Source organism: Variovorax restrictus, from assembly GCF_051216715.1.
Lineage (GTDB): Bacteria > Pseudomonadota > Gammaproteobacteria > Burkholderiales > Burkholderiaceae_C > Variovorax.
Genome location: NZ_JBPJZH010000001.1, coordinates 1,339,358 through 1,362,940, shown reverse-complemented (window position 1 = coordinate 1,362,940; position 23,583 = coordinate 1,339,358). Strand labels below are relative to the sequence as shown.

13 protein-coding genes are annotated in these 23,583 nt (G+C 69.1%); 6 read left to right on the top strand and 7 right to left on the bottom strand.

The window, feature by feature from the left end:
* Positions 1 to 21 precede the first annotated feature (21 nt).
* The 3 genes from ACSFA0_RS06320 (at position 22) to ACSFA0_RS06310 (ending at position 3,711) form a co-directional block, all read left to right on the top strand.
* Positions 22 to 1,065: a hypothetical protein gene (locus tag ACSFA0_RS06320; protein ID WP_435449362.1), complete on the top strand. Its 1,044-nt coding sequence runs from the start codon at positions 22 to 24 to the stop codon at positions 1,063 to 1,065.
* Positions 1,062 to 2,414, top strand: a complete 1,353-nt coding sequence (locus ACSFA0_RS06315; RefSeq protein ID WP_435449361.1) for an O-antigen ligase family protein — start codon at positions 1,062 to 1,064, stop codon at positions 2,412 to 2,414. Before ACSFA0_RS06320 ends, ACSFA0_RS06315 begins: the two co-directional genes overlap by 4 nt.
* A 64-nt stretch (positions 2,415 to 2,478) precedes the next feature.
* The gene (locus ACSFA0_RS06310) at positions 2,479 to 3,711 is read left to right on the top strand and encodes a glycosyltransferase WbuB (protein ID WP_435449360.1); all 1,233 of its coding nucleotides are present in this window, start codon (positions 2,479 to 2,481) and stop codon (positions 3,709 to 3,711) included.
* Positions 3,712 to 3,810: 99 nt separating this feature from the next.
* Here ACSFA0_RS06310 and ACSFA0_RS06305 read toward each other — a convergent pair whose 3' ends face one another.
* From ACSFA0_RS06305 to hemC, 7 genes are all read right to left on the bottom strand, one after another.
* Positions 3,811 to 6,066, bottom strand: coding sequence for a polysaccharide biosynthesis tyrosine autokinase (locus tag ACSFA0_RS06305; protein WP_435449359.1), 2,256 nt, complete (start codon positions 6,064 to 6,066; stop codon positions 3,811 to 3,813).
* Complete coding sequence (locus tag ACSFA0_RS06300; RefSeq protein WP_435450906.1) at positions 6,066 to 6,503, bottom strand: low molecular weight protein-tyrosine-phosphatase; 438 nt, start codon at positions 6,501 to 6,503, stop codon at positions 6,066 to 6,068. The genes ACSFA0_RS06305 and ACSFA0_RS06300 overlap by 1 nt, the downstream gene beginning before the upstream one ends.
* 12 nt (positions 6,504 to 6,515) lie before the next feature.
* Positions 6,516 to 7,802 (bottom strand): polysaccharide biosynthesis/export family protein, encoded by a 1,287-nt coding sequence (locus ACSFA0_RS06295; RefSeq protein WP_435449358.1) that lies wholly within the window; start codon positions 7,800 to 7,802, stop codon positions 6,516 to 6,518.
* Between the two features lie 68 nt (positions 7,803 to 7,870).
* Positions 7,871 to 9,151 carry a heme biosynthesis protein HemY gene (locus tag ACSFA0_RS06290; protein ID WP_435449357.1) on the bottom strand — a complete coding sequence of 427 codons (1,281 nt, stop codon included), beginning with the start codon at positions 9,149 to 9,151 and terminating at the stop codon, positions 7,871 to 7,873.
* 13 nt (positions 9,152 to 9,164) lie between these two features.
* Positions 9,165 to 10,253 (bottom strand): uroporphyrinogen-III C-methyltransferase, encoded by a 1,089-nt coding sequence (locus ACSFA0_RS06285; protein WP_435449356.1) that lies wholly within the window; start codon positions 10,251 to 10,253, stop codon positions 9,165 to 9,167.
* Positions 10,250 to 11,026 carry a uroporphyrinogen-III synthase gene (locus tag ACSFA0_RS06280; protein ID WP_435449355.1) on the bottom strand — a complete coding sequence of 259 codons (777 nt, stop codon included), beginning with the start codon at positions 11,024 to 11,026 and terminating at the stop codon, positions 10,250 to 10,252. Before ACSFA0_RS06280 ends, ACSFA0_RS06285 begins: the two co-directional genes overlap by 4 nt.
* Positions 11,027 to 11,042: 16 nt before the next feature.
* Positions 11,043 to 11,990 (bottom strand): hydroxymethylbilane synthase, encoded by a 948-nt coding sequence (gene hemC / locus ACSFA0_RS06275; protein ID WP_435449354.1) that lies wholly within the window; start codon positions 11,988 to 11,990, stop codon positions 11,043 to 11,045.
* A 55-nt stretch (positions 11,991 to 12,045) separates the two neighbouring features.
* Between hemC and ppc the strand changes: the two genes are divergently transcribed.
* The 3 genes from ppc to ACSFA0_RS06260 all read left to right on the top strand — a co-directional run bounded on the left by ppc (position 12,046) and on the right by ACSFA0_RS06260 (position 23,579).
* On the top strand, positions 12,046 to 14,895 hold the full coding sequence (gene ppc / locus ACSFA0_RS06270; protein ID WP_435449353.1) for a phosphoenolpyruvate carboxylase: 2,850 nt from the start codon (positions 12,046 to 12,048) through the stop codon (positions 14,893 to 14,895).
* Positions 14,896 to 15,176: 281 nt separating this feature from the next.
* Positions 15,177 to 15,395 carry a hypothetical protein gene (locus tag ACSFA0_RS06265; RefSeq protein ID WP_435449352.1) on the top strand — a complete coding sequence of 73 codons (219 nt, stop codon included), beginning with the start codon at positions 15,177 to 15,179 and terminating at the stop codon, positions 15,393 to 15,395.
* A 3-nt stretch (positions 15,396 to 15,398) separates the two neighbouring features.
* On the top strand, positions 15,399 to 23,579 hold the full coding sequence (locus ACSFA0_RS06260; protein WP_435449351.1) for a glycoside hydrolase family 94 protein: 8,181 nt from the start codon (positions 15,399 to 15,401) through the stop codon (positions 23,577 to 23,579).
* Positions 23,580 to 23,583: the final 4 nt, after the last annotated feature.

The following is a 23,583-nucleotide window of genomic DNA, read 5'->3' as shown; positions in this document are numbered from 1 at the left end:
CGGAATCCCGCGAACCGCCGCATGCAAGCTTCTTCGATTTCCGTGATTCCACCGGGTACGGGCGGCGTGCGCGACTACGCCTCGATGCTCGCCGATCAGCTCGGTGCACCCGTGCGGGAATTGACCCCGCAGACCGACACGCGCGAATGGTCCGGCGACATGCTGCTGCTCCACTTCAGTGGCTATGGCTTCCAGAAGCGCGGCGTCCCGACCTGGCTGCTGCCAGAAATCAAGCGCCTGCGCTCGCGTTTCAAGGTCTTCGGCGTCGTCTTCCACGAACTCTATGCCTCCGGCCCGCCTTGGAGTTCGGCTTTCTGGCTGAGCGGGATCCAGAGGCGCATCGCGCGGGATCTGCTCGAGCAGGCGGACTTCTGGCTCACCAATCGCGAGATGGCCGCGCAGTGGCTGCGTTCACAGAATGCGAGCGCCCCGCACCGCGTGATGCCGGTGTTCTCGAACGTGGGCGAGCCTGAAGTGCTCGACAACGAGCGCGAGGCCTCGATCGTGGTGTTCGGCAGCGAAGCGCTGCGGTTGCAGGTCTACGGGTTCGGCGATGGCGAGATCTTTCGTTTCGCGAAGCGGCACCAGCTGGCCATCCATGACATCGGCAAGCCCATGCAGGACGCCACGATGGCAGCATCGCTTGCCGAGGCGGGCGTGATTCGGCACGGCATGCTGCCGGCCGAACAGGTCAGCCAGGCACTGGCGACCGCACGGTTCGGCGCGCTGTTCTACGGCGCCGACTATGTCGGCAAGAGCGGCATTTTTGCGGCGTACGCGGCACACGGGGCCTGCCCGATCCTGCTCGGAGACGAGATGGGGGCCTACGACGGCCTGCAGCCCAACGTCCACTACGCCGCGGGCTTCGGTGCACTCGACGACACCCGGGGCCTCGACCCCTGGCTGATCGGCCGGGCCGCGCGGCGCTGGTATGAGCCTCACCGCATCGCCGCCCACAGCACCGTCTTGCAGACCCTGTGCAACGAGGCCCGCGCAGGCGGCACGCCTTCCCCCCATCCGACCCAGTCCGGCACTGCCGTGCGCAGCACAAAGGTCCTGCAATGAGCAGCTACGCCCCCACACACCGAGCCGCCACGCGCGCCGCAAGCCGGCCCACCGCCCTGAGTCGTGCGGGCCGGATCTTCCTGGCGGTCCTGCTGATCGTGGTCTTCGAAGGCGCGATTCGCAAATGGGTCGCTTCGGCCGCCACCCTGCCGCTCATCCTGCTGCGCGACTTGCTGGCGTTGTACATGGTGCTCTACGCCTGGCGTGGCGGCCACCTTCGCCGCTACCAGAAAGTGACGACGGTGCTGCTGGCGTGGACGCTGCTGGTCGTCGGCTGGGGGCTGATGCAGATGGTCGGCGGTGAGAGTACGCCGACCATTTTCCTCATCGGCCTGCGATTCTGGCTGCTGTACATCTGGTTCGCCGTGGCTGCTGCCGCCACCATGACCGAGACCGACTACCGCGCGGCCGTGCGCATGGCGGTGGTGGTCATGATCGTCCTGGCGCCCCTGGCGGTTCTGCAGCATTACTCCTCCCCTGGCGCCACCATCAACCGTCAGCTGGACGGTGACGAAGAGTCTGTTTTCGTGGCGATCGCCGGCGTGGTCCGAACCACGGGCACCTTCAGCTTCACTTCGGGTTACGCGACCTATCTCATCCTGGTGGCTCCGCTGGTCTTCGCACTGGTGGCCGCTCGCAAATTCACGATCGCGCAGCGCCTGTTCGCCCTGGCCGGCTTCGGCGCCTTCATCGTCGGCAGCGTGGTCAGCGGCTCGCGTGCGGCCGTTGTCTCTGCGGGCGTGATGCTCGGCGCGTACCTGATCGCACGGCTCGTGTTCTCCAGAACGCGCGACAAGCCGGCTGCACTGGGCGCCGTCGTGGTGGCGACGGTACTGGTGGGCGGATTTCTCTTCTTCTTTTCCGATGCGATCCAGGTCACGCAGCAACGGTTCGAACAGGCATCGTCGGACGAAAACTTCTGGGATCGCCTGTTGTCGACGTTCATCGGCGAACCCCATGTCCTCAGTCAGGTCACCTGGCTCGGTCAGGGCCTGGGCGCGGGGTCGAACCTCGCCTCGTCGCTCTACCGTGGCGGTGCGAACTTCGGGCTGGCGGAATCCGAAACCGGGCGGATCGTCCTGGAAGGCGGCTTGCTCGGCTTCGCCTTCGTGGCACTGAAGCTTGCCGTGCTGCTCATTGGTCTGGTGTATGCACTGCGGATGGCGATCGTGCGGAACGCGTCCTTTCCCATGGTGCTGTGGATTACGATGGTGGTGGGCATCATGACCTGGCCTGCCATCGGTCAGCTCTCGGCCAATGGCCTGCTGGGCCTGCTGTTAGGCTACTTCCTCTTGCTCTTCCGATACCCGTCGAGCGATCTTTTCCCGGCGCGTTCATCGTCCTCGTGACGTCCTCGTGACGTCCTCGTGAGACAAGCCGGCCGAGCGCCGGGTTTCACGCTTTCTCGCATCGATGAAACTTCTCGTCTACGGCATCAACTTCGCGCCAGAGCTCACGGGCATCGGCAAATACACCGGCGAGATGGTCGCCTGGCTTGCGGCCCGCGGGCACGATGTCCGCGTGGTGACCGCCCCGCCCTACTACCCTGACTGGAAAGTCCGCGACGGCTATAGCAGTCGCCGCTACACGCGAGAGGAATGGTGCGGCGCCCAGGTCTTTCGCGCCCCGCTGTGGGTGCCTCGAAAGGTGAACGGCGCACGCCGGCTGTTGCACCTGGCGAGCTTCGCGATCGCGAGCATTCCCGCTTTGCTGGCGCAATGGCGGTGGAAGCCCGACGTGGTCTGGATGACCGAGCCCCCCCTCTTTTGCACACCCGCAGGGCTTCTCTTCGCGCGCCTGCGATCGGCCCGCAGCTGGCTGCACATTCAGGACTACGAGGTTGACGCAGCCTTCGAACTGGGCCTGCTCGAAGGTGAGCGCCTGCGCTCGATCGTGAGCGGCGGCGAAGGACGCCTGATGCGGCGTTTCGACCGGGTGTCGACGATCTCGCAACGCATGCTGGAACGTGCGCTTCGCAAGGGAGTCGCCCCCGAGCGATTGCTGTCATTCCCAAATTGGGCGGATGTCTCTGCCATTCGGCCGTTGACGAGCCCCAGCCCCTACCGGCGCGAACTGGGCATCGCCGACGACGCGGTGGTCGCGCTGTATTCCGGCAACATGGGCGCCAAGCAGGGTCTGGAATCGCTCGCCGATGCGGCGATGCTGACGCGCGACACCCCGAACATCGTCTTCGTGTTCTGTGGCAACGGATCGGGACGCGAAGGGCTGATGGCCCGGTGCGCCGGCCTGAGCAACGTGCGCTTCTTGGACCTCCAACCGGTCGACCGACTGGGAGAGCTGCTCGGCCTGGCCGACGTGCACCTGCTACCGCAGCGTGCCGATGCGGCCGACCTCGTGATGCCCTCCAAGTTGACCGGCATGCTCAGCAGCGGCCGGCCCGTGGTGGCGGGCGCACGCGCCGACACCGAGCTGGGTCGGGTCGTGTCGCAGTGCGGCCGCATCGTGCCGCCGGAGGATGCAGCCAGCTTCGCCAACGCCGTTCAATCCTTGGCCGCCGATGCGGCGCTGCGTCGATCGCTTGGCGAGCAAGCGCGACGCTTTGCCGAAGAACATTTCGCCCAGGATGCCGTGCTGGAACGGTTCGAGCGAGACCTGGAAGACTGCATCGCGCAACGGCCTCGCTGAAGGCCTGGCGACCCAACGGAAAAAGACCGCCTCGGCGGTCTTTTCATTGGGCGTCCAGGAGCGCCTTGACAACCGAGGCCGCGACGGCCCCGGCATGCATCACTGCTCGTCCGGCAGGATGCTTTCGTAGTTGTAGTTGGTGTAGCGATAGCGGCCGTACTTGTAGGCGCTGTAGGCCCGCTTGTCGACGTTCATCGCGTTCAGCAGGACACCGGTCGCGGCCCGGCCGCCCAGCGCCAGCCGACGCACGCTTTCCTTGAGCTCGCCCATGGTGGATTGGTCGGCGCGTGCCACCAGCAGCACCGTGCCGGTGTGCGCAGCCACGGTCATGGTGTCGGCCGCCACCAGCACAGGCGGCGTGTCGACGACCACCAGGTCGTAGAGTTCGGACAAGCGCTCGAGCGTGGCCTTGAACGACTCCGAGACCAGCAGTTCCGAAGGGTTCGGCGGCAACTGACCGGTGGCCAGGAAGTCGAGGTCGGGGACCACTTGGCGGTGCACGGTCTGCTGCACGGTCAGACTGCCGGCGATGAGTTCCGACAGACCACCGTGGCGCTGCAGCCCGAAATACTGGTGGGCATGGCCGCGCCGCAGGTCGGCGTCGATCAGCAGCGTGCGCTTGCCCGCCGCCGCCATCAGCGCCGCGAAGTTGGCCGAAACGAAGCTCTTGCCGAGGCCCGGCGTCGCGCCCGTGATCAGCACCCGGTTGTTGGGCGATTCGAGCATCGCGAACTGCATCGCGGTGCGCAGGCTGCGCAGGCTTTCCACGGCCGGATCGTCCGGATGCTCGATGGCGAGCAAGCGCACGCCGGTCGCACCGGTCAGGCGGCGCTTGGCGATGGCGCCCTGGGCACCGCTCAAGGGAATCGTCGAGAAAACGGGCAGGCCGGTGTGGGTCTCGACCTCGTGCGGATCACGGATGCGCTGCTCGATGAAGGCGTTGCGCAGGAAGGCAACGAGGATGCCCAGGAACAGACCCAGTGCCAGCGCGGCGCCAACGATCACCTTGCGGTTGGGCTTGACCGGAATCTCGGGCACCACGGCTTCGTCCAGAACACGCACGTTCCCGACCTTGCCTTCCTTCACAAGCCGAAGTTGCAGCGCGTTGTTCAACAGCGACTGGTACAGCTCGGTGTTGACCTTCACGTCGCGTTCCATGCGAACAGCTTCCTGCTGGATCGCCGGCAGGCCTTTGATGCGCGACTGGATGCTGCCGATTTCGCGCTGCAGCGCAGCGATCTGCGCGTCGAGCGTCTGCACCGACGGGTGGGCTGCCGTGAATCGGCTTTCCAGTTCACGGCGACGCTGCTGTGCTTCGAGCAGGCGCGTCTGGCGGTCGACAGATTCGGTGAGGACGGCGGTCGCCTCTTCATTGAACGCGACAGTCGCCTTCTGATTGCGGAACCGGTTGTAGACCTCTTCCGAAGCCTCGAGCTGCCGTTTGAACTGCGGCAGCTGGACGTCCAGGAAAGCCAGCGTCTTTTGCGCTTCGGCGGCCTTGCGCTCGATGTTCTGGCGAACGTACTGCGCGCCGACCGCGTTGAGGACGCGGGTGGTCCTGTAGGGGTCCGTGCCCATCATGGAGACGGCGATGATGCCGGAGGTCTTTCCGCGCTCCTCCAGCTTGAGCTCACCCTGCACCTCGGCGATGGTCTGCGGCTTGGCCGAGCGCACCAGATCGAACTCGGCGCCTGACTTGCCGGCGAGCTGGTCGACCTGCAGCGCGATGGGGCCTTCCTCCGTCTGCGCGTTGAGTGGCGTGCCCACCGTGCCGGACAGCGGCGCCGCCAGCCGGGGGTGCTCGATCGTGTATTGGCCGCCGCCCTTGGCGGTCACCCGGAACGGCGTGCCTTCGAGCGGGCCCGGCACGTCAAACTGCGACACGACGATGCGCTCGGTTCCCGACACGTAGCCTGGGAATCCCAGCACGCCCGGATCGGACAACCCGTTGGAATTGCGCGCCATCCAGCCACCGATGTAGGGGATGTAGCGAGGGGTGCTGGAGATATAGAGCTTGGTCGCCTCCACCGCCGGCGCCACCACCATCCGCGAGCGGATGATTTCCATCTCTGCGCTGGTCGGCGTGCGTACATCGAACAGCCCGGCCGCCTCGCCCAGGGCGCTCTTGTTCTCGCTGCCTTGCTGATCCTCGACCTGGATCAGCGCCACGGGCTGATACACCGGTCGCTCCAGCAGCGCGTAGGCCGTGCCGATCGCAAGCGTCACCAGCGTGACGATGAGGATCAGCCACTTCTGCGCCAGGAGCACATCGATGTAGTGGCCGATGTCGAGATCGCGGTCGTCGTCCACGGCATTGGACGCGGCGACGGTGGAATGGGGAAATGTGGAATTCATCAGCTGGACACTCTTGAAATGCGTTGGACCCACTGCTGCACGCCGCTCTCGATCAGCGCGAAGGATGTGCGGAAGGCGCTGTCACCGGCGCGGTACGGATCGGGAACGTCCTGACCAGAGCGTTCGCACAAGCGGAACACCCGGCCGAGGGCAAAGGGATAGCGCTGCTCGATCTCGCGGCGCTGGCCGCCGTCCATCACGAGAATGAGATCGGCACGTCGGCACATGTCGCTCTGCAGCTGCTGGGCGCGGTGCGCATCAATGCTCAACCCGCGCTCCTTCATGAGCGCGCAGGCGATCGGGTCGGCGCCCTGGCCGACCAGCGCGCCCAGGCCTGCCGATGCGACCTGCCGATCGGGCAGCGCCGCCTTCACCAGGCCTTCGGCCATGGGGCTGCGGCAGATGTTTCCGATGCACACGATCAGAATGTTCCGGATGGACACGGTGACTCAGTTCCCAACCGGGCGGTTGAGGTCACGCACGGACGTTGCCGTGGTCGTCGACGGGAGAATCAGGTTGATCACGCGGTTCCAGCGCACCAGCGGCACTGGATCGACGAAGACCACATCCTTGGGTCGAAGCGCAAACTGATCGGCCAGGGCGAGCGCCATCGGCGTGCGCGCATCCAGATGAAAGAGCGACTGTCCGCCCTGGGCTTCGTTGCGGACCACGTAGATCTGGCGCGGGTTGCCCTGCGTCAGGTCCACGCCACCCACGTCCCCCAGCGCGTCGTTGAGACTCAGGCGGCCGTTGCGCATCGGAATGGCGGCCTGCTGGGTCACTTCGCCCATGACCGTCACCTTGCGTTCGTCGCGGCCACGCACCATCACCAGGTCGCCGTTCTTCAGAGGAATGCGTGTCGGGTCGATGCCCGCGTCGTTCAAGGCGACGAGGTCCAACGGAACCGTCGAGCCATTGCGTGTGAGCGTCACAAAGGAGCGATCGCCGTTGGCCGTGAAACCGCCGGCCCGGTTGAGCGCCTCGGCGAGGGTCATGGGAATGTCGGTGAACACCATCAGGCCTGGCGTTCGCACTTCGCCTTCGATGTAGGCGCGCTTGCTGCGGAACGCCGTCACGCGCACGCTCAGTTGCGGCTCCTTGAAGACACGCGACAGGCGACGCACGAGCACATCCTCGAGTTCCTGCACCGTCATGCCAGCGGCCGTGACGGGACCGGCATAGGGGAACGTGAGCTGACCGGTGTTCGACACGATGAAGCCCGGCGCCGGCGAGACGCTGGAAGCATCCGCCACGGTGGTGGCGGGCGTGGCGCTGAACGCGATCTCGGGGTGGTCGTAAACCACGATGCCCACGACATCGCCCGGACCGATGCGGTATTGCTCGGCCACGCCGACAAGCGCCTGCACTTCCGGCGGCACGGCCTTGATCGAGTTCGCGCGCTGCGCCTGGATCAGGGCCGGCGTGATCTCCGTCAGGGCGCCGGGGGGTGGTGGGTCCTCGTTCGGTGCCGAGAAGCCGGAGGGCGAAACGGCCCGATCGGCATCGCCGCTGGCCGAACTGAAGCCCGGCGCCAACGGGGCACAGCCCTGCAGCACGAGTGCTGCGGACGTGAACAGGGCGGCATGTACTAAGAAACTTTTCAAACCGGGCTCCGCATTGACCAAAATGAATACTTTTGGAAACAGTTCGTACTGTACCTCAGCTCCGGCTGACTGCCTCAATTGTTTCTGGGCGTACATCTTTTGCCAGGGGGGCAAAGCCGTGAAAAAAGTCACACTGTGCCGCATTCCGAACGGAACCCACCCTCCAATCGCGCGGGTCCGCCGACAGAAACCCGCGCAATTCAGACGTCGTCGATCTGCGCTGCGCGCTTCCAGGCGGCCGTGGCCTGAAGGGCATCGTCGCGTGCTTCGGCAAGCTCGGCCAGCGCCCGCCAGGCCCTTCGATACAGCGTGACGTCCTGCAGGCTCGCGCCGGCCTGCGAGAGCAACTGCTGGGCCTTGCCCCACAACTGGCGCTTCATGCACGCCATGCCCGCCAGGTATTGCAGCGTGGCGTCGCGCGGGTCGCTGCGCTGCGCTGCTTCTATGCGCGCGAGCCAATCCGCGTCGACCGACGCCAGGCCGGCCTCGAGCGCCAGGACCAGCTTCACCCGCAGGCCGGCGCCCAGATCCTCGGGGCGGCTCGCCATACGCTCCCACACCGGCAGCAACCAGCCGCGCGCGACCGCGAGGTCGCCCTGCAGCGCCACCATCCGCTGCGCTGCATGGATGGCGACTTCGGGCATCTGGCGTTCGACGGGCTCGAGATCGTCCCAGGCGCGCACCAGTTGGGCGGCGTCGTGGGCACCGGACAGCAGTTCCAGCGCCAGGCCACGCACGATGCTGCGCGCCGCCGACTCGGAAAAGGCACGGTGCTTGGCCAACAGACGGGCCGTCTGAAGCGCTTCGAGCGTTCGGTTCTCCTGCCGAGCCGCCTTCAGATGCAGGCGCAGCGCCAGCGTGCGGCGTTGCACGCCCTGCGGCAGCTCCTTCAGCCGCGCCAGGGCTGCCGCGGGATCGCGGTCTTCCAGCGCCCAGCGGGCCGAACGCAATTGCACGCCTTCGCGCGTCTCGGGGCTCAGCCCGCCCCGCTCGGCGCTTTCGTTGAGGGCCTGTTGCAGATGCGCATCGCGCGCAGCCCGGTCCTGCAACGACTGCGCACTCTCGGCCGCCAGCAGGTGCGACAGCACGCGCAGTTGACGGGCCTGCGGCAATTCGACGTCGAGCGCCTCCAACGTGCGCTCCTGCGCCAGAGCGGCCATGGCAGCGCGACGCGCACGCGAAAAACGTCCGGCCATCAACTGCACCATGGCGTCGAGCAATGCCGTGTGCAGGGCACGCTCCTTCTGCTGCACCCGCCATTGGCGCGCCTGGTGCGGCAGCGAGAACAGCGCCGCCAATGCCCGCAGCGCTGCGTACAACAGCACGAAGGTGCCGGCCAGCAGCAGGAGCACCAGATTCAGCGACAGATCGACGCGCCACGGCGGCCAGAAGACCGTGATCGTCCCCTGGTTGTTGCCCGCGAACAGCGCCACCGCGGCGGCGATGCCGAAAAGAGCGAGGAGCCAGAGAGCGGCGCGCATGGGTCGTCGACGCTCAGCGGCCGGCCGCGGCAGTGGCCAGTGCGGCGAGCGTGTCGTCGACGCGCGGCGTCTCGGCCGTACGGACCTGCAACTGCAGTTGCTGCAGCAGGGTCGCCGCAGCCTGCACCCGTCGCGAGGCCGGGTCGAAATAGCGGTTGAGCGATGCCGTCACCAATGCCAGTTCGCTGCGGGCCGTGTCGACCTGGCGCGACAGCAGGGCCAATCGCGCATTGAGCAGCTTGAGCTTGAGGTTCTCGCGCAGAAAGAAGGTCTGGTCGGGCGACAGCAGCACGGCCTCGGGCCGCTCGATGCGGCCGACGCGCACCAGGGAGCGCGCCTCCGCCTGCACCGCCATCAGGATGCGCTTCCACCAGGGGGCGTCTGCCGGAATCGGCTCGTTCAACAGGGCGCCCGAGCCGGTGCCGCCGCTGCGCACGCCGACGGCGTTGAGCGTCGGCAGATCGTCCACGCCGCGCATCAGCTCGTCGAGCTTCTGGAGCGCGGCACCGTCGTCGCCGCTGGCCGTGGCCCGCAGCCGATCGGCGTCGCGTTGGACGGCGCGCTGCAGCGGCGCGAGCCGCGGCTGGGCAGCGCGCGTGATGCGCACGTCGGCCGCCTTGAGCACGGCGAGCAACGGTTCGACGTTGCCGGTAACCTGCGCCTGCTGCAGGGCCAGCCGCACGGCCGACTCGATGTCCACCACCAGGTTCTCGTCGCGCGAACGCGAGAGACTCTGCATCAACTCCTCGAGCTGAGCCCGCTGCAATGCGACTTCGGCCACGCGGGTCTCGGTGAGCGCCAGCCGCGCAGCGGTGTCGCGCACGGTCTCGTGTGCCTGACGTGCCAACGTGCGGGCCTCGAGCGACTGCGCCATCGCGTCGGCGCTCTGGCGGGCGAGTTGCTCCTGCATGCCGCCGACCTTCTGCCACAGCACGATGACCAGCACCAGGGCGAGCAGGGCGATCAACGCCAACAGGCCCAGGACGATGCGCGACAGCACCACGGCACCGAGCGACGAAGGCGGCGTCACCGCCACCGCGACGGGCGTACGCGCAACAGGCTCCGGCACGGTTTCATCGGGGGACGCGGACACGGAACTCATTGCAACGATTCTATCGACGCGGTCAGCGCCTCCAGCCCGGGCTGCGACCGCACGACCGTGCCGAAACCAGCCGCCTCCGCTGCGTCGCCGATGCGGGGATGCGTGACCACGGCGCGCGCGGCGCGCCAATCGACCCCGGGCATGGCCTCGCACAGGTTCGCGATGCCTTCCGAGCTGCTGAAGAGCCAGACGCTGCCGTCGGTGGCCGCCTCGTTCACCAGCCGACGCTCGGCATCGCTGAAGACCGGCGCGAGACGGCGGTACGACGCGACGACTTCGACGTCGCCGCCGGCCGACTGGACTGTGCGCGCCAGCCAGTCGCGACCGCCCGGCTGGCCGCTGGCATCGCCGCCGCGAACGATCAGCACCCGTGCGCCGGGCACGACCTGCGGGTGCACCACGGCCCACAGGGCCTCGGAATCGAACTGCGCCGCATCGTCGGCCGGGGCATCGATGCACGATGCCGGCACGCCGGCTTGCCGCAGCGCCCGTGTGGTGCCGGGGCCGGTGGCCCAGCCGCGCGGCGCCCGTTCGGCCATGAAGGCCGCTGCAACCTCGGCATCGACGAAGTGCGATGCGGCTGCAGAACTCACGAACATCAACGCATCCCGACGATCGACCGTGAGACGGGCGGCCGCGAGCGCGCTGACATCTTGCAGCGGCGCGATCGCGATCAGCGGCAACGCCACCGCGTCCAGCCCCGCGCCCTTCAGGGTGTCGACCCAACGCACGCCTTCGTGCGCCGGTCGGGTGACGATCACACGGCGGTTCATCCGCGCGGCGCAGCGGTCAATGCGCGCCGGCCGCGCGCAGGCGGGTGGCGGCCTCGTCGCCGAGCGCTTCCGCCTGCACGGCATCGCCGACGGCGCCTTGCGCCTCGACACGCACCAGCGTGCCTACCCCGTCGACCTCGCCCCAGGCGGCCTCGATGCGCAGGCTGCCGTCGGGCTGCCAGCGTGCATGGGCCGCCAGCGGCATGGAACAGCTGCCGCCCATGGCGCGGCTCACGGCGCGTTCGGCGGTGGCCGCCAGTGCGTCGGGCCGGTGCATCAGCGGCGCCAGCAGCTCGATCAGGTCGGCGCGATCGGCGCGCACCTCGATGCCCAGCGCGCCCTGCCCGGCCGCCGGCAGCATCGTCTCGGGTTCGAAGGCGGTGCGGATGCGACTTGCGAGCCCCAACCGCTTCAGGCCGGCAGCCGCCAGGATGATCCCGTCGTACTGCCCTTCGTCGAGCTTGCGCAGCCGGGTGTCGAGGTTGCCGCGCAACGGCTCGATGCGCAGGTCGGGCCGCAGCGCGCGCAGCAGCACCATGCGGCGCAGGCTGGAGGTGCCGACGACCGCGCCCTGCGGCAGCGCGTCGAGCGTTGCGTAGTTCGGCGACACGAAGGCATCGCGCGGGTCCTCGCGTTCGAGCACGCAGGCCAGCACGAAACCCTCGGGCAGTTCCATCGGCACGTCCTTGAGCGAATGCACCGCGATGTCGGCGCGCCCCTCTTCGATCGCTGTTTCGAGTTCCTTGACGAACAGGCCTTTGCCGCCGACCTTGCTGAGCGTGCGGTCCAGGATCTGGTCGCCGCGGGTGGTCATGCCCAGCAGGCTGACCGTGTGGCCTCGTTCTTGCAGCAGCCGTTGCACATGCTCGGCTTGCCAGAGGGCCAGACGGCTTTCGCGCGTCGCGATCACGATGGTGCTCAAGGCCGGATTCCCAGGTAAAGAAGACCCGCGGGATGCTAGCATGTTGCGCCGCAGCAACGCAGGCGGCGCACCCTTCCAAAACGAGGAGATGACGCGAATGACGACAGGCAAGAAGGCGCTGACGACCGTGACCAAACAGGCACCCAAGCGTGCCCGCAGCGAAGACCAACCGCTCATCGACGACATCCGGCTGCTCGGCCGGATCCTCGGCGACGTGATCCGCGAGCAGGAGGGCAAGGACACCTACGAACTGGTCGAGAAGGTGCGCACGCTGTCCGTCGCGTTCCGGCGCGATGCCGACCACGCCGCCGACCGCGCGCTGAAAAACCTGCTCAAGGGCCTGAGCGCCGTCGAGACGGTGCGCGTGATCCGCGCCTTTACCTATTTCAGCCACCTTGCCAACCTGGCCGAAGACCGCCACCAGATCCGCCGCCGCACCGAGGACGAACGCGCCGGCGAAAGTGCCGACGGCAGCCTGGAGACGGCGCTGGCACGCATCCGCAAGGCCGGCGTGTCGAGCGCCGCCGTGGTGGAGTCGCTGGCGCACAGCTATGTGTCGCCGGTGCTCACCGCGCACCCGACCGAAGTGCAGCGCAAGAGCATCCTCGACGCCGAGCGCGCCATCGCCCAGTTGCTGACCGCACGCGACGAGATCGGCTGGCGCCGCCAGGCCTTCGCCGGCAAGAAGGACGCGCTCACGCCGCTGGAGTACGCCGAGAACGAAAGCCAGATCCGCATCCGCGTGACGCAGCTCTGGCAGACCCGCCTGCTGCGCTTCTCGAAGCTCACCGTGGCCGACGAGATCGAGAACGCGCTGAGCTACTACGAGGCGACCTTCCTGCGCGAGATCCCGCGCGTCTACGCCGAGCTCGAGCGCGCGCTGGGCCACGACGGCATCGCGCCCTTCCTGCGCATGGGCCAGTGGATCGGCGGCGACCGCGACGGCAACCCCAACGTCACGGCCGAGACGCTGGAATACGCGCTGCGCCGGCAGGCCGAGCTGGTGTTGCGCCACTACCTGACGGAAGTGCACTACCTCGGCGGCGAGCTGTCGCTGTCGGCCACGCTGGTCGACGTGTCGGTCGAGATGCAGGCGCTGGCCGAGCGTTCACCCGACCACAGCGAGCACCGCGTCGACGAGCCCTACCGCCGTGCGCTCACCGGCGTGTACTCGCGCCTGGCCGCCACGCTGCGCGAGCTGACCGGCGGCGAAGCCGCGCGCCATGCGGTGGCGCCGCAGAACCCGTACCCGAACGCCGAGGTCTTTCTGGCCGATCTGCGCACCGTCGCCGAATCGCTCAACGACAAGCACGGCTCGGCACTGATCGCACAGCGCCTGGGGCCGCTGATCCGCGCGGTCGAGGTGTTCGGCTTTCACCTGGCCACCGTCGACCTGCGCCAGAGTTCGGACAAGCACGAGGCCGTGGTGGCCGAGTTGCTGGCCAAGGCGCGCATCGAGCCCGACTACGCCGCGCTGTCCGAAGACGCCAAGCAGACGCTGCTGCTGCGCCTGCTCGACGAGGCCCGCCCGCTGCGCATTCCGGATGCGGCGTACGCACCGCTCACGCAGAGCGAACTCGCCATCTTCGCGGCCGCCCGCACGGCGCGTGCGCGCTACGGGGCCGCCGCCATCCGCCACTACATCATCAGCCACACGGAGACGGTGAGCGACCTGCTGGAGGCGCTGCTGCTGCAGAAGGAAGTGGGCCTGCTGCGCGGCACGCTGGACGACAACGCGACGAACGACCTCATCGTCGTGCCGCTGTTCGAGACCATCGAAGACCTGCGCAACGCCGCACCCATCATGCGGGCCTTCTACGCGCTGCCCGGCATCCAGGCGCTGATCCAGCGCTCGGGCGCGCTGCAGGACGTGATGCTCGGCTACAGCGACAGCAACAAGGACGGCGGCATCTTCACCAGCAACTGGGAGCTGTACCGCACCGGCCTCGCGCTGGTGGCGCTGTTCGACGAGCTGAACAAGGGTTCGAGCGATCCGATCAGGCTGCGCATGTTCCACGGCCGCGGCGGCACGGTGGGGCGCGGCGGCGGCCCGAGCTACCAGGCCATCCTGGCGCAGCCGCCGGGCACGGTGCGCGGCCAGATCCGCCTGACCGAACAGGGCGAGGTGATCGGCTCGAAGTACGCCAACCGCGAAATCGGCCGGCGCAACCTCGAAACGCTGGTCGCGGCCACGCTCGAAGCGACGCTGCTGCCGGTGGCCAAGGCGCCACCCGCCGCCTTCCTCTCGGCCGCGGCCGAACTCTCGTCGGCCAGCATGGCGGCCTATCGCCACCTGGTCTACGAAACGCCGGGCTTCGGCGACTACTTCTTCAGCGCCACGCCCATCCGCGAGATCGCCGAACTGAACATCGGCTCGCGCCCGGCCTCGCGCAACCCCAGCCGCAGCATCGAAGACCTGCGCGCGGTGCCCTGGAGCTTCAGCTGGGGCCAGTGCCGGCTCACGCTGCCGGGCTGGTACGGCTTCGGCTCGGCCATCGAGCAGTTCGTCGCAGGCGGCGCCACGGCCGCCGCGAAGAAGGAACGCCAGGCGTTGCTGCAGCGCATGTACGCCCAGTGGCCCTTCTTCCGCACGCTGCTGTCGAACATGGACATGGTGCTGGCCAAGAGCGACCTGGCCCTGGCCTCGCGCTACTCGGAACTGGTGGCCGACCGCAAGCTGCGCCAGAAGGTCTTCGGACTGATCGAGGCCGAATGGCATCGCACGTCGGACGCACTCACCCTCATCACCGGCGCCAAGCAGCGGCTCGAAGGCAACGCCGACATGCAGCGCTCGGTGCGGCACCGTTTCCCCTACATCGACCCGCTGCACCACCTGCAGGTCGAACTGATGCGGCGTTACCGTGCGGGCGAAGGCGGCGAGCGGTTGCAGCGCGGCATCCACATCTCGATCAACGGCGTCGCCGCCGGGCTGCGCAATACAGGCTGAAGCAGGTCCACCCCCGATGCGCCTGCGGCGCCTCCCCCTCAAGGGGGCGATACCAGCGGCCCGGCAAAGCCGGTTCCGCGGTATCCCTGGCCTTCGATTGCACCTCTTCATGCGACGCGGGCCACGCAGGGCGGCGCGCACCCCTGTGCGCCGCCTCCTACGCGTGGCCGGCGCCTCGATTCGCTGCGCTGCTTGACATAGGGAGTACCCTGTAACTCACGTCAGTGGCTTTCGCTCTCTCTCGCGCGGTGGTTGGAACAACGTCTTCAAGGAACCGTGTCATGTCTTATCCGCACTCGCTCGCCCCGTCGAACATCGACTTCATTCAAAGCGACTTCGACGCCCTGGCTTCCCACATGCAGCAGTGCGAGACCGCTCATGGACGCTGGCCCATGGCGCGCAGTCGTCTTCAACACGCGCGTGCCATCGCGGCGGGGCGCATCGTCACCCTCGCCTGCGTGGCGGTCGTTATCGGTATCGGATTCGCCATTGCTGCCTGACCGGTGAGCGACACCGCGGTGCTCGACCGCCTCGCTCTGCTCAGCGACTACGCCCGACAGCTGCTCCAACGGCCCCACACGCCGGTCCAGCCCCCCATCCGCGCCGAGCTCTTCGGCTTGCAGCGCTTCAACCAGCATGGACGCAGCCTGGCGCGCGCGCAACCGGTCGAGGCGCCGGAGCAGGCCCGTGGGCGCGCGCCCTTCTTTCCCCGCGTCGACGAAAACCTGGCATCGCTGCGGGGCGCCTTCGACTACATCGCGCTGATCTCGCAGAGCGGGCGCTACGTGTCGCCCGCAGCCGAGTGGCTGCTCGACAACTTCCATCTGGTCGAAGCACAGCTGCAGCAGATCCGCGAGGGCGTGCCTCGCAGCTACTACGCGCGCCTGCCGAAGCTGGCCGAGGCGCCGCTGGCCGGCCTGCCACGCGTCTACGGCATCGCCTGGGCCTACGTCGCGCACACCGACAGCGAGCTCAACAGCGAGCTCTTCACCGCCTTCCTCGACGCCTACCAAAACGTCGACGAACTCACGCTCGGCGAGCTGTGGGCGCTGCCGACCACGCTGCGCGTGGTGCTGCTGGAGAACCTGCGCCGCGTCGCGGAAAGCATCGCGCAGAACAAGGTGGCGAGCGAGCTGGCGCACGCCGTCTGGGACTGCGCCGAGGCGCTGTCGGTGCACGACCTCGACACGCTCTTCGCCGTCATCCGAGAACGTGGGCTGGAACACAGCTACTGCACCCAGCTGTGGCAACGCCTGCCGGGCGAGCGCACCGCCCGCCCACCGGCGCTCATCGCGTGGACCGAAGAGCACTGCCCCAACGGACCGGCACTGATCGACCGCGCCCAGGCCGACCAGGCCGCCGCCAACCTGACGGTCGGCAACATCATCACGACGCTGCGCATGATCGGCCAGGTCGAATGGGCCGACCTGATCGAGCCGGTGAGCCGTTCGCTGCGCGTGTTGGGCGAGCTGCCAAGCTTCGCGCAGGAAAGCGAACTCACGCGCCAGCAGATCACCCATGCGATGGAGCAGGTGGCCCGCGTGAGCGAACGCACCGAGCGCAGCGTGGCCGAAGCGGTGCTGCGATTGGCGCGCGCCAGTGCCGCACCGCCCGGCACCGGAACCGGTGCGGAAGCGACGGCCGGCTACCATCTCTTCGGCCCCGGGCGGCCTGAACTGCTCGCTGCACTCGCGCCGGCCCGCACGAAACCCGCAACCCGCCACCCAGCCGCCGCGCCGCGCGCGTGGCGCCTGCCGGTCTACCTCGGCTGCATCGCACTCGGCACCGCCTTGCTGCTGGCGCTGGCGGTGCATGGCCTGCACCGCGCGGGCCACGACGCGCTGAGCCTTGCGACCGTCGCCGCCCTGCTGCTGATGGCGTGGCCCCTGTCGGAGGCGGTGATCGCCTTGCTGCACCGCATGGTCGCGGAATCGACCCGCGTCCAGCCGCTGCCGCGGCTGGACTTCGCCACCGGCATTCCGGCGGCGCACCGCGTGCTGGTCGTCATTCCCACCCTGCTCAGCTCGTCCGATGCTAATGCGCAGCTGGCGCAACGCCTCGAGCTGCACTGGCTCGCCAACCGCGAACCGAACGCGCAGTTCGCCCTGCTCACCGATTGGGCCGATGCGCCGCACGCCGTGCACCCTGGCGACGACGCCTTGCTCGACGACGCGCTCGGCCGCGTCGCGCAACTGAACGCGACCTACCCGGTCGAGGCCGATGCGCCGCCGCGCTTCCTGCTGCTGCATCGCCCGCGCCAGTGGAGCGAAACCGAGCAACGCTGGATCGGCTGGGAGCGCAAGCGCGGCAAGCTCGAGATGCTGCTGCGCCTGATCGCGGCCGGCGACGCCGACGGCTTCCTGCCCCTGGCGCCCGGGCTGCGCCTGGCCGACGGCATCGCTTACGTGCTCACGCTCGACAGCGACACCGGCCTGCCGCCGGGCACGCTGCGCGAACTGGTCGCGATCGCCGCGCATCCGCTGAACGCGCCGCAGATCGATCCCGCCACGCAGCGCGTCGTCGCCGGCTTCGGCATCCTGCAGCCGCGCGTCGTCACGCCCTTCCCCACGCGCGAAGAGCGCTCGGCCTTCCACTGGCTGTTCGCCGGCCAGTGCGGGCTCGACCCGTACAGCAGCGGCGCCTCGGACATCTACCAGGACCTGTTCGGCACCGGCTCCTTCGTCGGCAAGGGCCTGCTCAACGTGCGCGCCGTGCACGCCACGCTCGACCGCCGCCTGCCCGACGGCGCCGTGCTCAGCCACGACCTGCTCGAAGGCAGCGTCGCGCGCTGCGCCGTGGTGAGCGATCTGGTGCTGCTCGAGGACCACCCGCACCACGCCGGCGTCGCCGCCTCGCGCATCCACCGCTGGACGCGCGGCGACTGGCAACTGCTGCCGCTGATGCGGCGGGCCCGCCGCTACGGCATCGACGCGCTCGGCCTGTGGAAGATGGTGGACAACCTGCGCCGTGCGCTGGTCGTGCCGGCCGCGACCGCCTTGCTCGCCGTGAGCGTCTTCACCGATGCGCTGCCGCTCGCCTGGGCCTTCGGTGCCGTGGCCGCGGCGCTCGCCCTCGGGCCATTGCTGGGCGCGCTCGCGGGCCTGGTGCCCACGCGCCGCTCGATCGCGTTGCGTCACTTCTTCGACGTGGGCTTCACCGAGCTCGCGCGGGCGCTGGCCGGGTCGGCCTGGCAGTTCACCCAGCTCGCGGCGCAGACCCGGTTGCTGGTCGACGCCACGCTCCGCGCGCTCTGGCGGCTCGTCAGCCGCCGCCGCCTGCTGGAATGGACGACGGCAGAACAATCGCAGGCGCAGGCGCGCTACAGTCTCGTCAATTTCGTGCGCCGCAGCCTGCCGGTCAGCGCGCTGTGCATCGCGCTCGCCATCGCGGCCCTGTGGAGCCCGCACCCACTCGCGGGCGTGCTGCTCTTCGGCCTGTGGGCGCTGGCGCCCGTCGCGGCCTGGTGGGCCAGCCGCGTGCCGACGGTCGACCACGACGCGTTGCCCGCCGACCAGCGCGCGTACTTGGAGGCCCTGGCGCGCGACACCTGGCGCTTCTTCGAGCACGCCGTGAGCGCAGACGACCACCACCTGCCGCCCGACAACCTCCAGCTCGAACCCGAAGCCAGCATCGCGCACCGCACCTCGCCCACCAACATCGGCATGTACCTGCTGGCGAGCTGCTGCGCGCGCGACTTCGGCTGGCTCGACGACGCGGCGCTCGCCGCGCGCCTGAACGCCACACTCGACAGCGTCGACCGTCTCGCCAAGCACCGCGGCCATCTCTACAACTGGTACGACACGCAGACCCTCGCCATCCTGCAGCCGGCCTATGTGTCGAGCGTGGACAGCGGCAACCTCGCCGGCCACCTGCTGGCGGTGGCGCAGGCCTGCCGCGGCTTCGCCGCTCGCGCCGGCGCTGCAACGCGCGACGCGCTCACCACCATTGCCGTGCGCTGCGAGACGCTTTGCCACGGCATGGACTTCCGTGGCCTCTACGACCCCAAGCGCCACCTCTTCCACATCGGGTTGCGCGTGGAAGACGACGTGCTCGACGCGAGCTACTACGACCTGCTCGCCTCCGAATCGCGCCTGCTGAGCTTCCTGGCCATCGCCAAGGGCGACGTGCCGCGCCGCCACTGGATGGCGCTGGGCCGGCCCTTCCTTTCCGTGGGTGCGCAGCCAGGGCTGAAGTCGTGGTCGGGTTCGATGTTCGAGTACCTGATGCCCGCGCTGGTGATGGCCGAACCCGACGACGGCCTGCTGCAGGTCGCCAACCTCGCCGCGGTGCGCGAGCAGCAGGCCTTCGGGCGTGCGCAGGGCCTGCCGTGGGGCGTGTCCGAATCGGCGTACTTCGCGCGCGACCATTCGCTGGCCTACCAGTACTCGCCCTTCGGCGTGCCGCGGCTCGCGCTGCGCCGCACGCCGCCGACCGACCGCGTGGTCGCGCCCTATGCCAGCGCCATGGCCGCGCTGTTCGCACCGGGCGACGCGGTGGCCAACCTGCGTCGTCTCGAAGCACTGGGTGCGCGCGGCGATTTCGGCTTCTTCGACGCGGTCGACTTCACCGTATCGCGCCAGCCCGAGGGCGAGCCGCTGACCGTCGTGCGCAACTTCATGGCACACCACCAGGGCATGTCGCTGGTGGCCTTGTGCAACCTGCTGCGCGACGGCGCGCCGCAACGCTGGTTCGGCAGCGCACCGCTGGTGCAAGCCCATGTCGCACTGCTGCACGAGCGAACGCCGCGCCAGATCATCGGCAGCGCCGACCCGCGGCCGCCACCGGAGCCCAGCACGGCCGACGCGGCACCGGCACACCAGCCGCGCCTGGTCGACCCGATGGCGCCGGGCTTCCAGCCCACGCACCTGCTGTCGAACGGCCGCTATACGGTCGCGCTGCGCCCCAGCGGCGCCGGCGTGAGCCGCTGGCGCTCGTTCAACGTCACGCGCTGGCGCGACGACCCGCTGCGCGACGGCCATGGCACCTTCTTCTTCGTGCGGGATGTCGGGCACCGGGCGCTCACCTCGCTCACGGCCCTGCCCGCGCCGGGCGCCGGCTGGACCTATCGCACCCGCTTCCTGGCCGACCAGGCGCACTTCGAAGCCAACGGCGATGGGCTGCAAAGCCGCGTCACCGTGCTTATCAGCCCGGAGGACGACACCGAGCTGCGCACTGTCACCCTGCACAACAGCGGCACGACGATGCGCTCGCTGGAGCTGGTTTCGTACTTCGAGCCGGTGCTGTCCAACCCCAAGGCCGACGAGGCGCATCCGGCCTTCGCCAACCTGTTCGTCCAGACGCGCTGGATGCCGTCGCTGCGCGCGTTGATGCTGTCACGCAAGCCGCGATTGCACGGCGACGCGGTGATGGCTGCCGCCCACTTCCTGGCGTCGACCGATGCGCATGTGCTGTCGGTCGACTGCGTGGCCGACCGCCGCGCCTTCATCGGCCGCAACCACACGCTGGCGACACCGCTGCTCGACGCGCAGTCGGTCGATGCTGCCGGCGCGCCGGTCAACGGGCTCGACCCGATCGCCTGCCTGCGGGTGCGCCTGCAGATCGCGCCCGGCGCCACGGCGCGGCTCACCTTCGCGACCACGGCGGACGAAGACGTCGACACACTCATGCCACGCATCGACCGCTACATGCAGCCGATGCACGTCGACCGCGCGATACGCATGGCCGCCACACTGGCACAGGTGCGGCTGCGCGACCTGTCGATCGACCCGGTGAAGACGCGCGCGCTGCAGGACCTGACGACCGTCCTCACCTACACCACGCCGCGCGTGATGAGCGACCGCGGGCTGGTCGACCTGCGTCAAATCTGGCGCTTCGGCATCTCGGGCGACAAGCCCATCGTGCTGGTGCGCATCCATTCGATGATCGGCATCGGCCTGGTCAACACGCTGCTGCGCGCGCAGCCGTGGTGGGGCTTCGGCGGCGTGGCCTGCGACCTGGTGGTGCTCAACGGCGAGCCGGGCTCGTACCTGATGCCGCTGCAGCGCGAGATCGAAGGCCTGCGCGCCCGCGTGGGCCACGAGACGCAGAACAGCTTTCCGCGCAACGACGCCGCCGGCTTCTTCCTGCTACGCGACGCCGAGGTGGCGCCGTCGGAAAAGGCGGCCTTGTCGACGCTTGCGCGCGCCGTCTTCAACGCCGATGGGCGCACGCTCGACGTGCAGGTGGCGGCCTTGCGCGACGCGGCCGAGCCCGCCGTCTCGGCCGCGTCCGTGCCGCACACGCCGCTTGCGAAGCTGCCACCGCCGGCGCAGATCGACGACGGCGCCCACGCACCGCAGGGTGGCTTCGACGCAGCGAGTGGCGAGTTCCGTTTCGAGGTCGACCTCAACCGGCGCACGCCCAAGCCCTGGGTCAACGTGATCGCCAACGCCGGCTTCGGCTTCCAGGTGTCGGAGTCGGGCACCGGCTACACCTGGGCGGTCAACAGCCGCATGCACCAGCTCACGCCGTGGTCCAACGACCCGGTACAGGACCCGGCCTTCGAGCATTACCTGCTGCAGGACATGGACACCCGCGAACTGTTGCCGCTGACCCCCGCCAGCCGGGGCGCGAGCGCGGCGCGGCACCGCGTGCGCCACGGCCAGGGCTACAGCGTCTTCGAGTGCCTGCACCGCAACACGGTGCTCGAGACCACCTTCTTCGCCGACCGCGACGAACGCATGAAGCTCGTGCAGGTGACGGTGCGCAACGAAGGCAGCGGCCGGCGGCGTCTGCGCGCGCTGGCCATGGTCGAGTGGCAGATGGGCGCCGCACGCGGCGAGCGCCGCACGGTGCACAGCTGGAAGGTGGACGACCTCCCGGCCGTGTTCGGCGAGCAGCGCGAATCGAGCACGGGCTTTGGTGGCAGCACGGCCTTCGTCGCCCTTGCCGGCATCGACGCACCGTCCCAATGGACCTGCGAGCGCAGCGAATTCTTCGCCGGCCATGGCGGCATCGAGGTGCCCGACACGCTGGGCCAGCGCGCCGGCAGCGGGCTCGACGCCTGCGCAGCCATCGCCGGGGAGTTCACGCTGGAGGTCGGCGCAAGCGCGACCTTCAGCTTCATGCTCGGGCACGCCGACGATGCCGACGCCGCCGTGGCGCTTGCGCGCCGCTGGCAGAGCCGCGACGTGACCGCCGCGTTGGCACAAGCCCGCGGCTTCTGGGACGAACTGCTCGGCCGGCTGCAGGTGCGCACGCCCGACCCGCTGTTCGATGCGCTGGTCAATCGCTGGCTTGTCTACCAGACGCTGGTCTGTCGGCTCTGGTCGAAGGCCGGCTTCTACCAGGCGGGCGGTGCTTTCGGCTTCCGCGACCAGTTGCAGGATGCGATGGCCTTCGCGCTGACCGACCCGGCGCGGCTGCGCGAGCAGATCCTGGTCAACGCCGCGCGCCAGTTCCCCGAAGGCGACGTGCAGCACTGGTGGCACATGCCCGGCGGCGCGGGCGTGCGCACGCATTTTTCCGACGACCTGCTGTGGCTGCCCTACGCGGTGGCGCACTACGTCGAGGTGTCGGGCGACGCGAGCGTGCTGGACGACGACGTGCCCTTCGTCGACGGCCCGACCATTCCCGACGGGGCCGAGGACGCCTACTACGCCCCGCACACCAGCGCGAAGACCGCGAACGTCTACGAGCACGGCGCGCGCGCCATCGACCGCAGCCTGGCCGTCGGCGTGCACGGGCTGCCGCTGATGGGCACCGGCGACTGGAACGACGGCATGAACCGCGTCGGCCACGAGGGCCGTGGCGAATCGGTGTGGCTCGCATGGTTTCTCTGCAGCGTGGTCGAGCGCTATGCGCCGATCGCCGAGGCGCGCGGCGATGCCGACCGCGCGGAGCGCTGGCGCATCGCGCGGCTGGGCTGGGTCCGCGCCCTGCACGAGGCTGGCTGGGACGGCGCCTGGTTCCGCCGCGCCTTCTTCGACAACGGCGCGCCGCTCGGTTCCGCGAGCAACGACGAATGCCGCATCGACCTCATCGCGCAGGCCTGGTCGGTGCTCTCAGGCGCCTCCGACGCGGCGCACACGCAGCCCGCGATGGCGGCGATGAAGGCGCAGCTGCACGACGAGCGGGCCGGCCTGCTGCGCCTGCTGCATCCGCCGCTGGCGCACTCGCCCAACAACCCGGGCTACATCCAGGCCTACCCGCCGGGCGTGCGCGAGAACGGCGGCCAGTATTCGCACGCTGCGGTGTGGGCGCTGATGGCGCAGGCGCTGTCGGGCGACACCGAAGCGGCGTGGGACAGCTTCGAGGGCCTGAGCCCCGCGCACCGCGCCCGCCACCCCGAACGCGGCCCCGCTTACGAACTCGAGCCCTACGTGATGGCCGGCGACATCTATAGCGCCGCACCGTACGTCGGCCGCGGCGGCTGGAGCTGGTACACCGGCTCGGCCGCCTGGTTGCACCGCGCCGCGGTCGAGACACTGCTGGGGCTGGTGGTGCGCGGCGACCGGCTGTCAATCACGCCGCGCGTGCCGGCGCACTGGCCGGGGTTCGAGATGACGTTGCGGCTCGGCGGGCGCGTGATCACGCTGCAACACGGCGACGCACGTACACAAGGCATGGCACTGGCGCCAGGCGACTGGACAGACTGGCGCGCCTTGCGCAGCGAGGACACCGCGGGCATGCCATCGGCGAGCCCGGCCGACGCCGTCTGGCTGTCGGTGCGCGACGGCGACTGAGGCC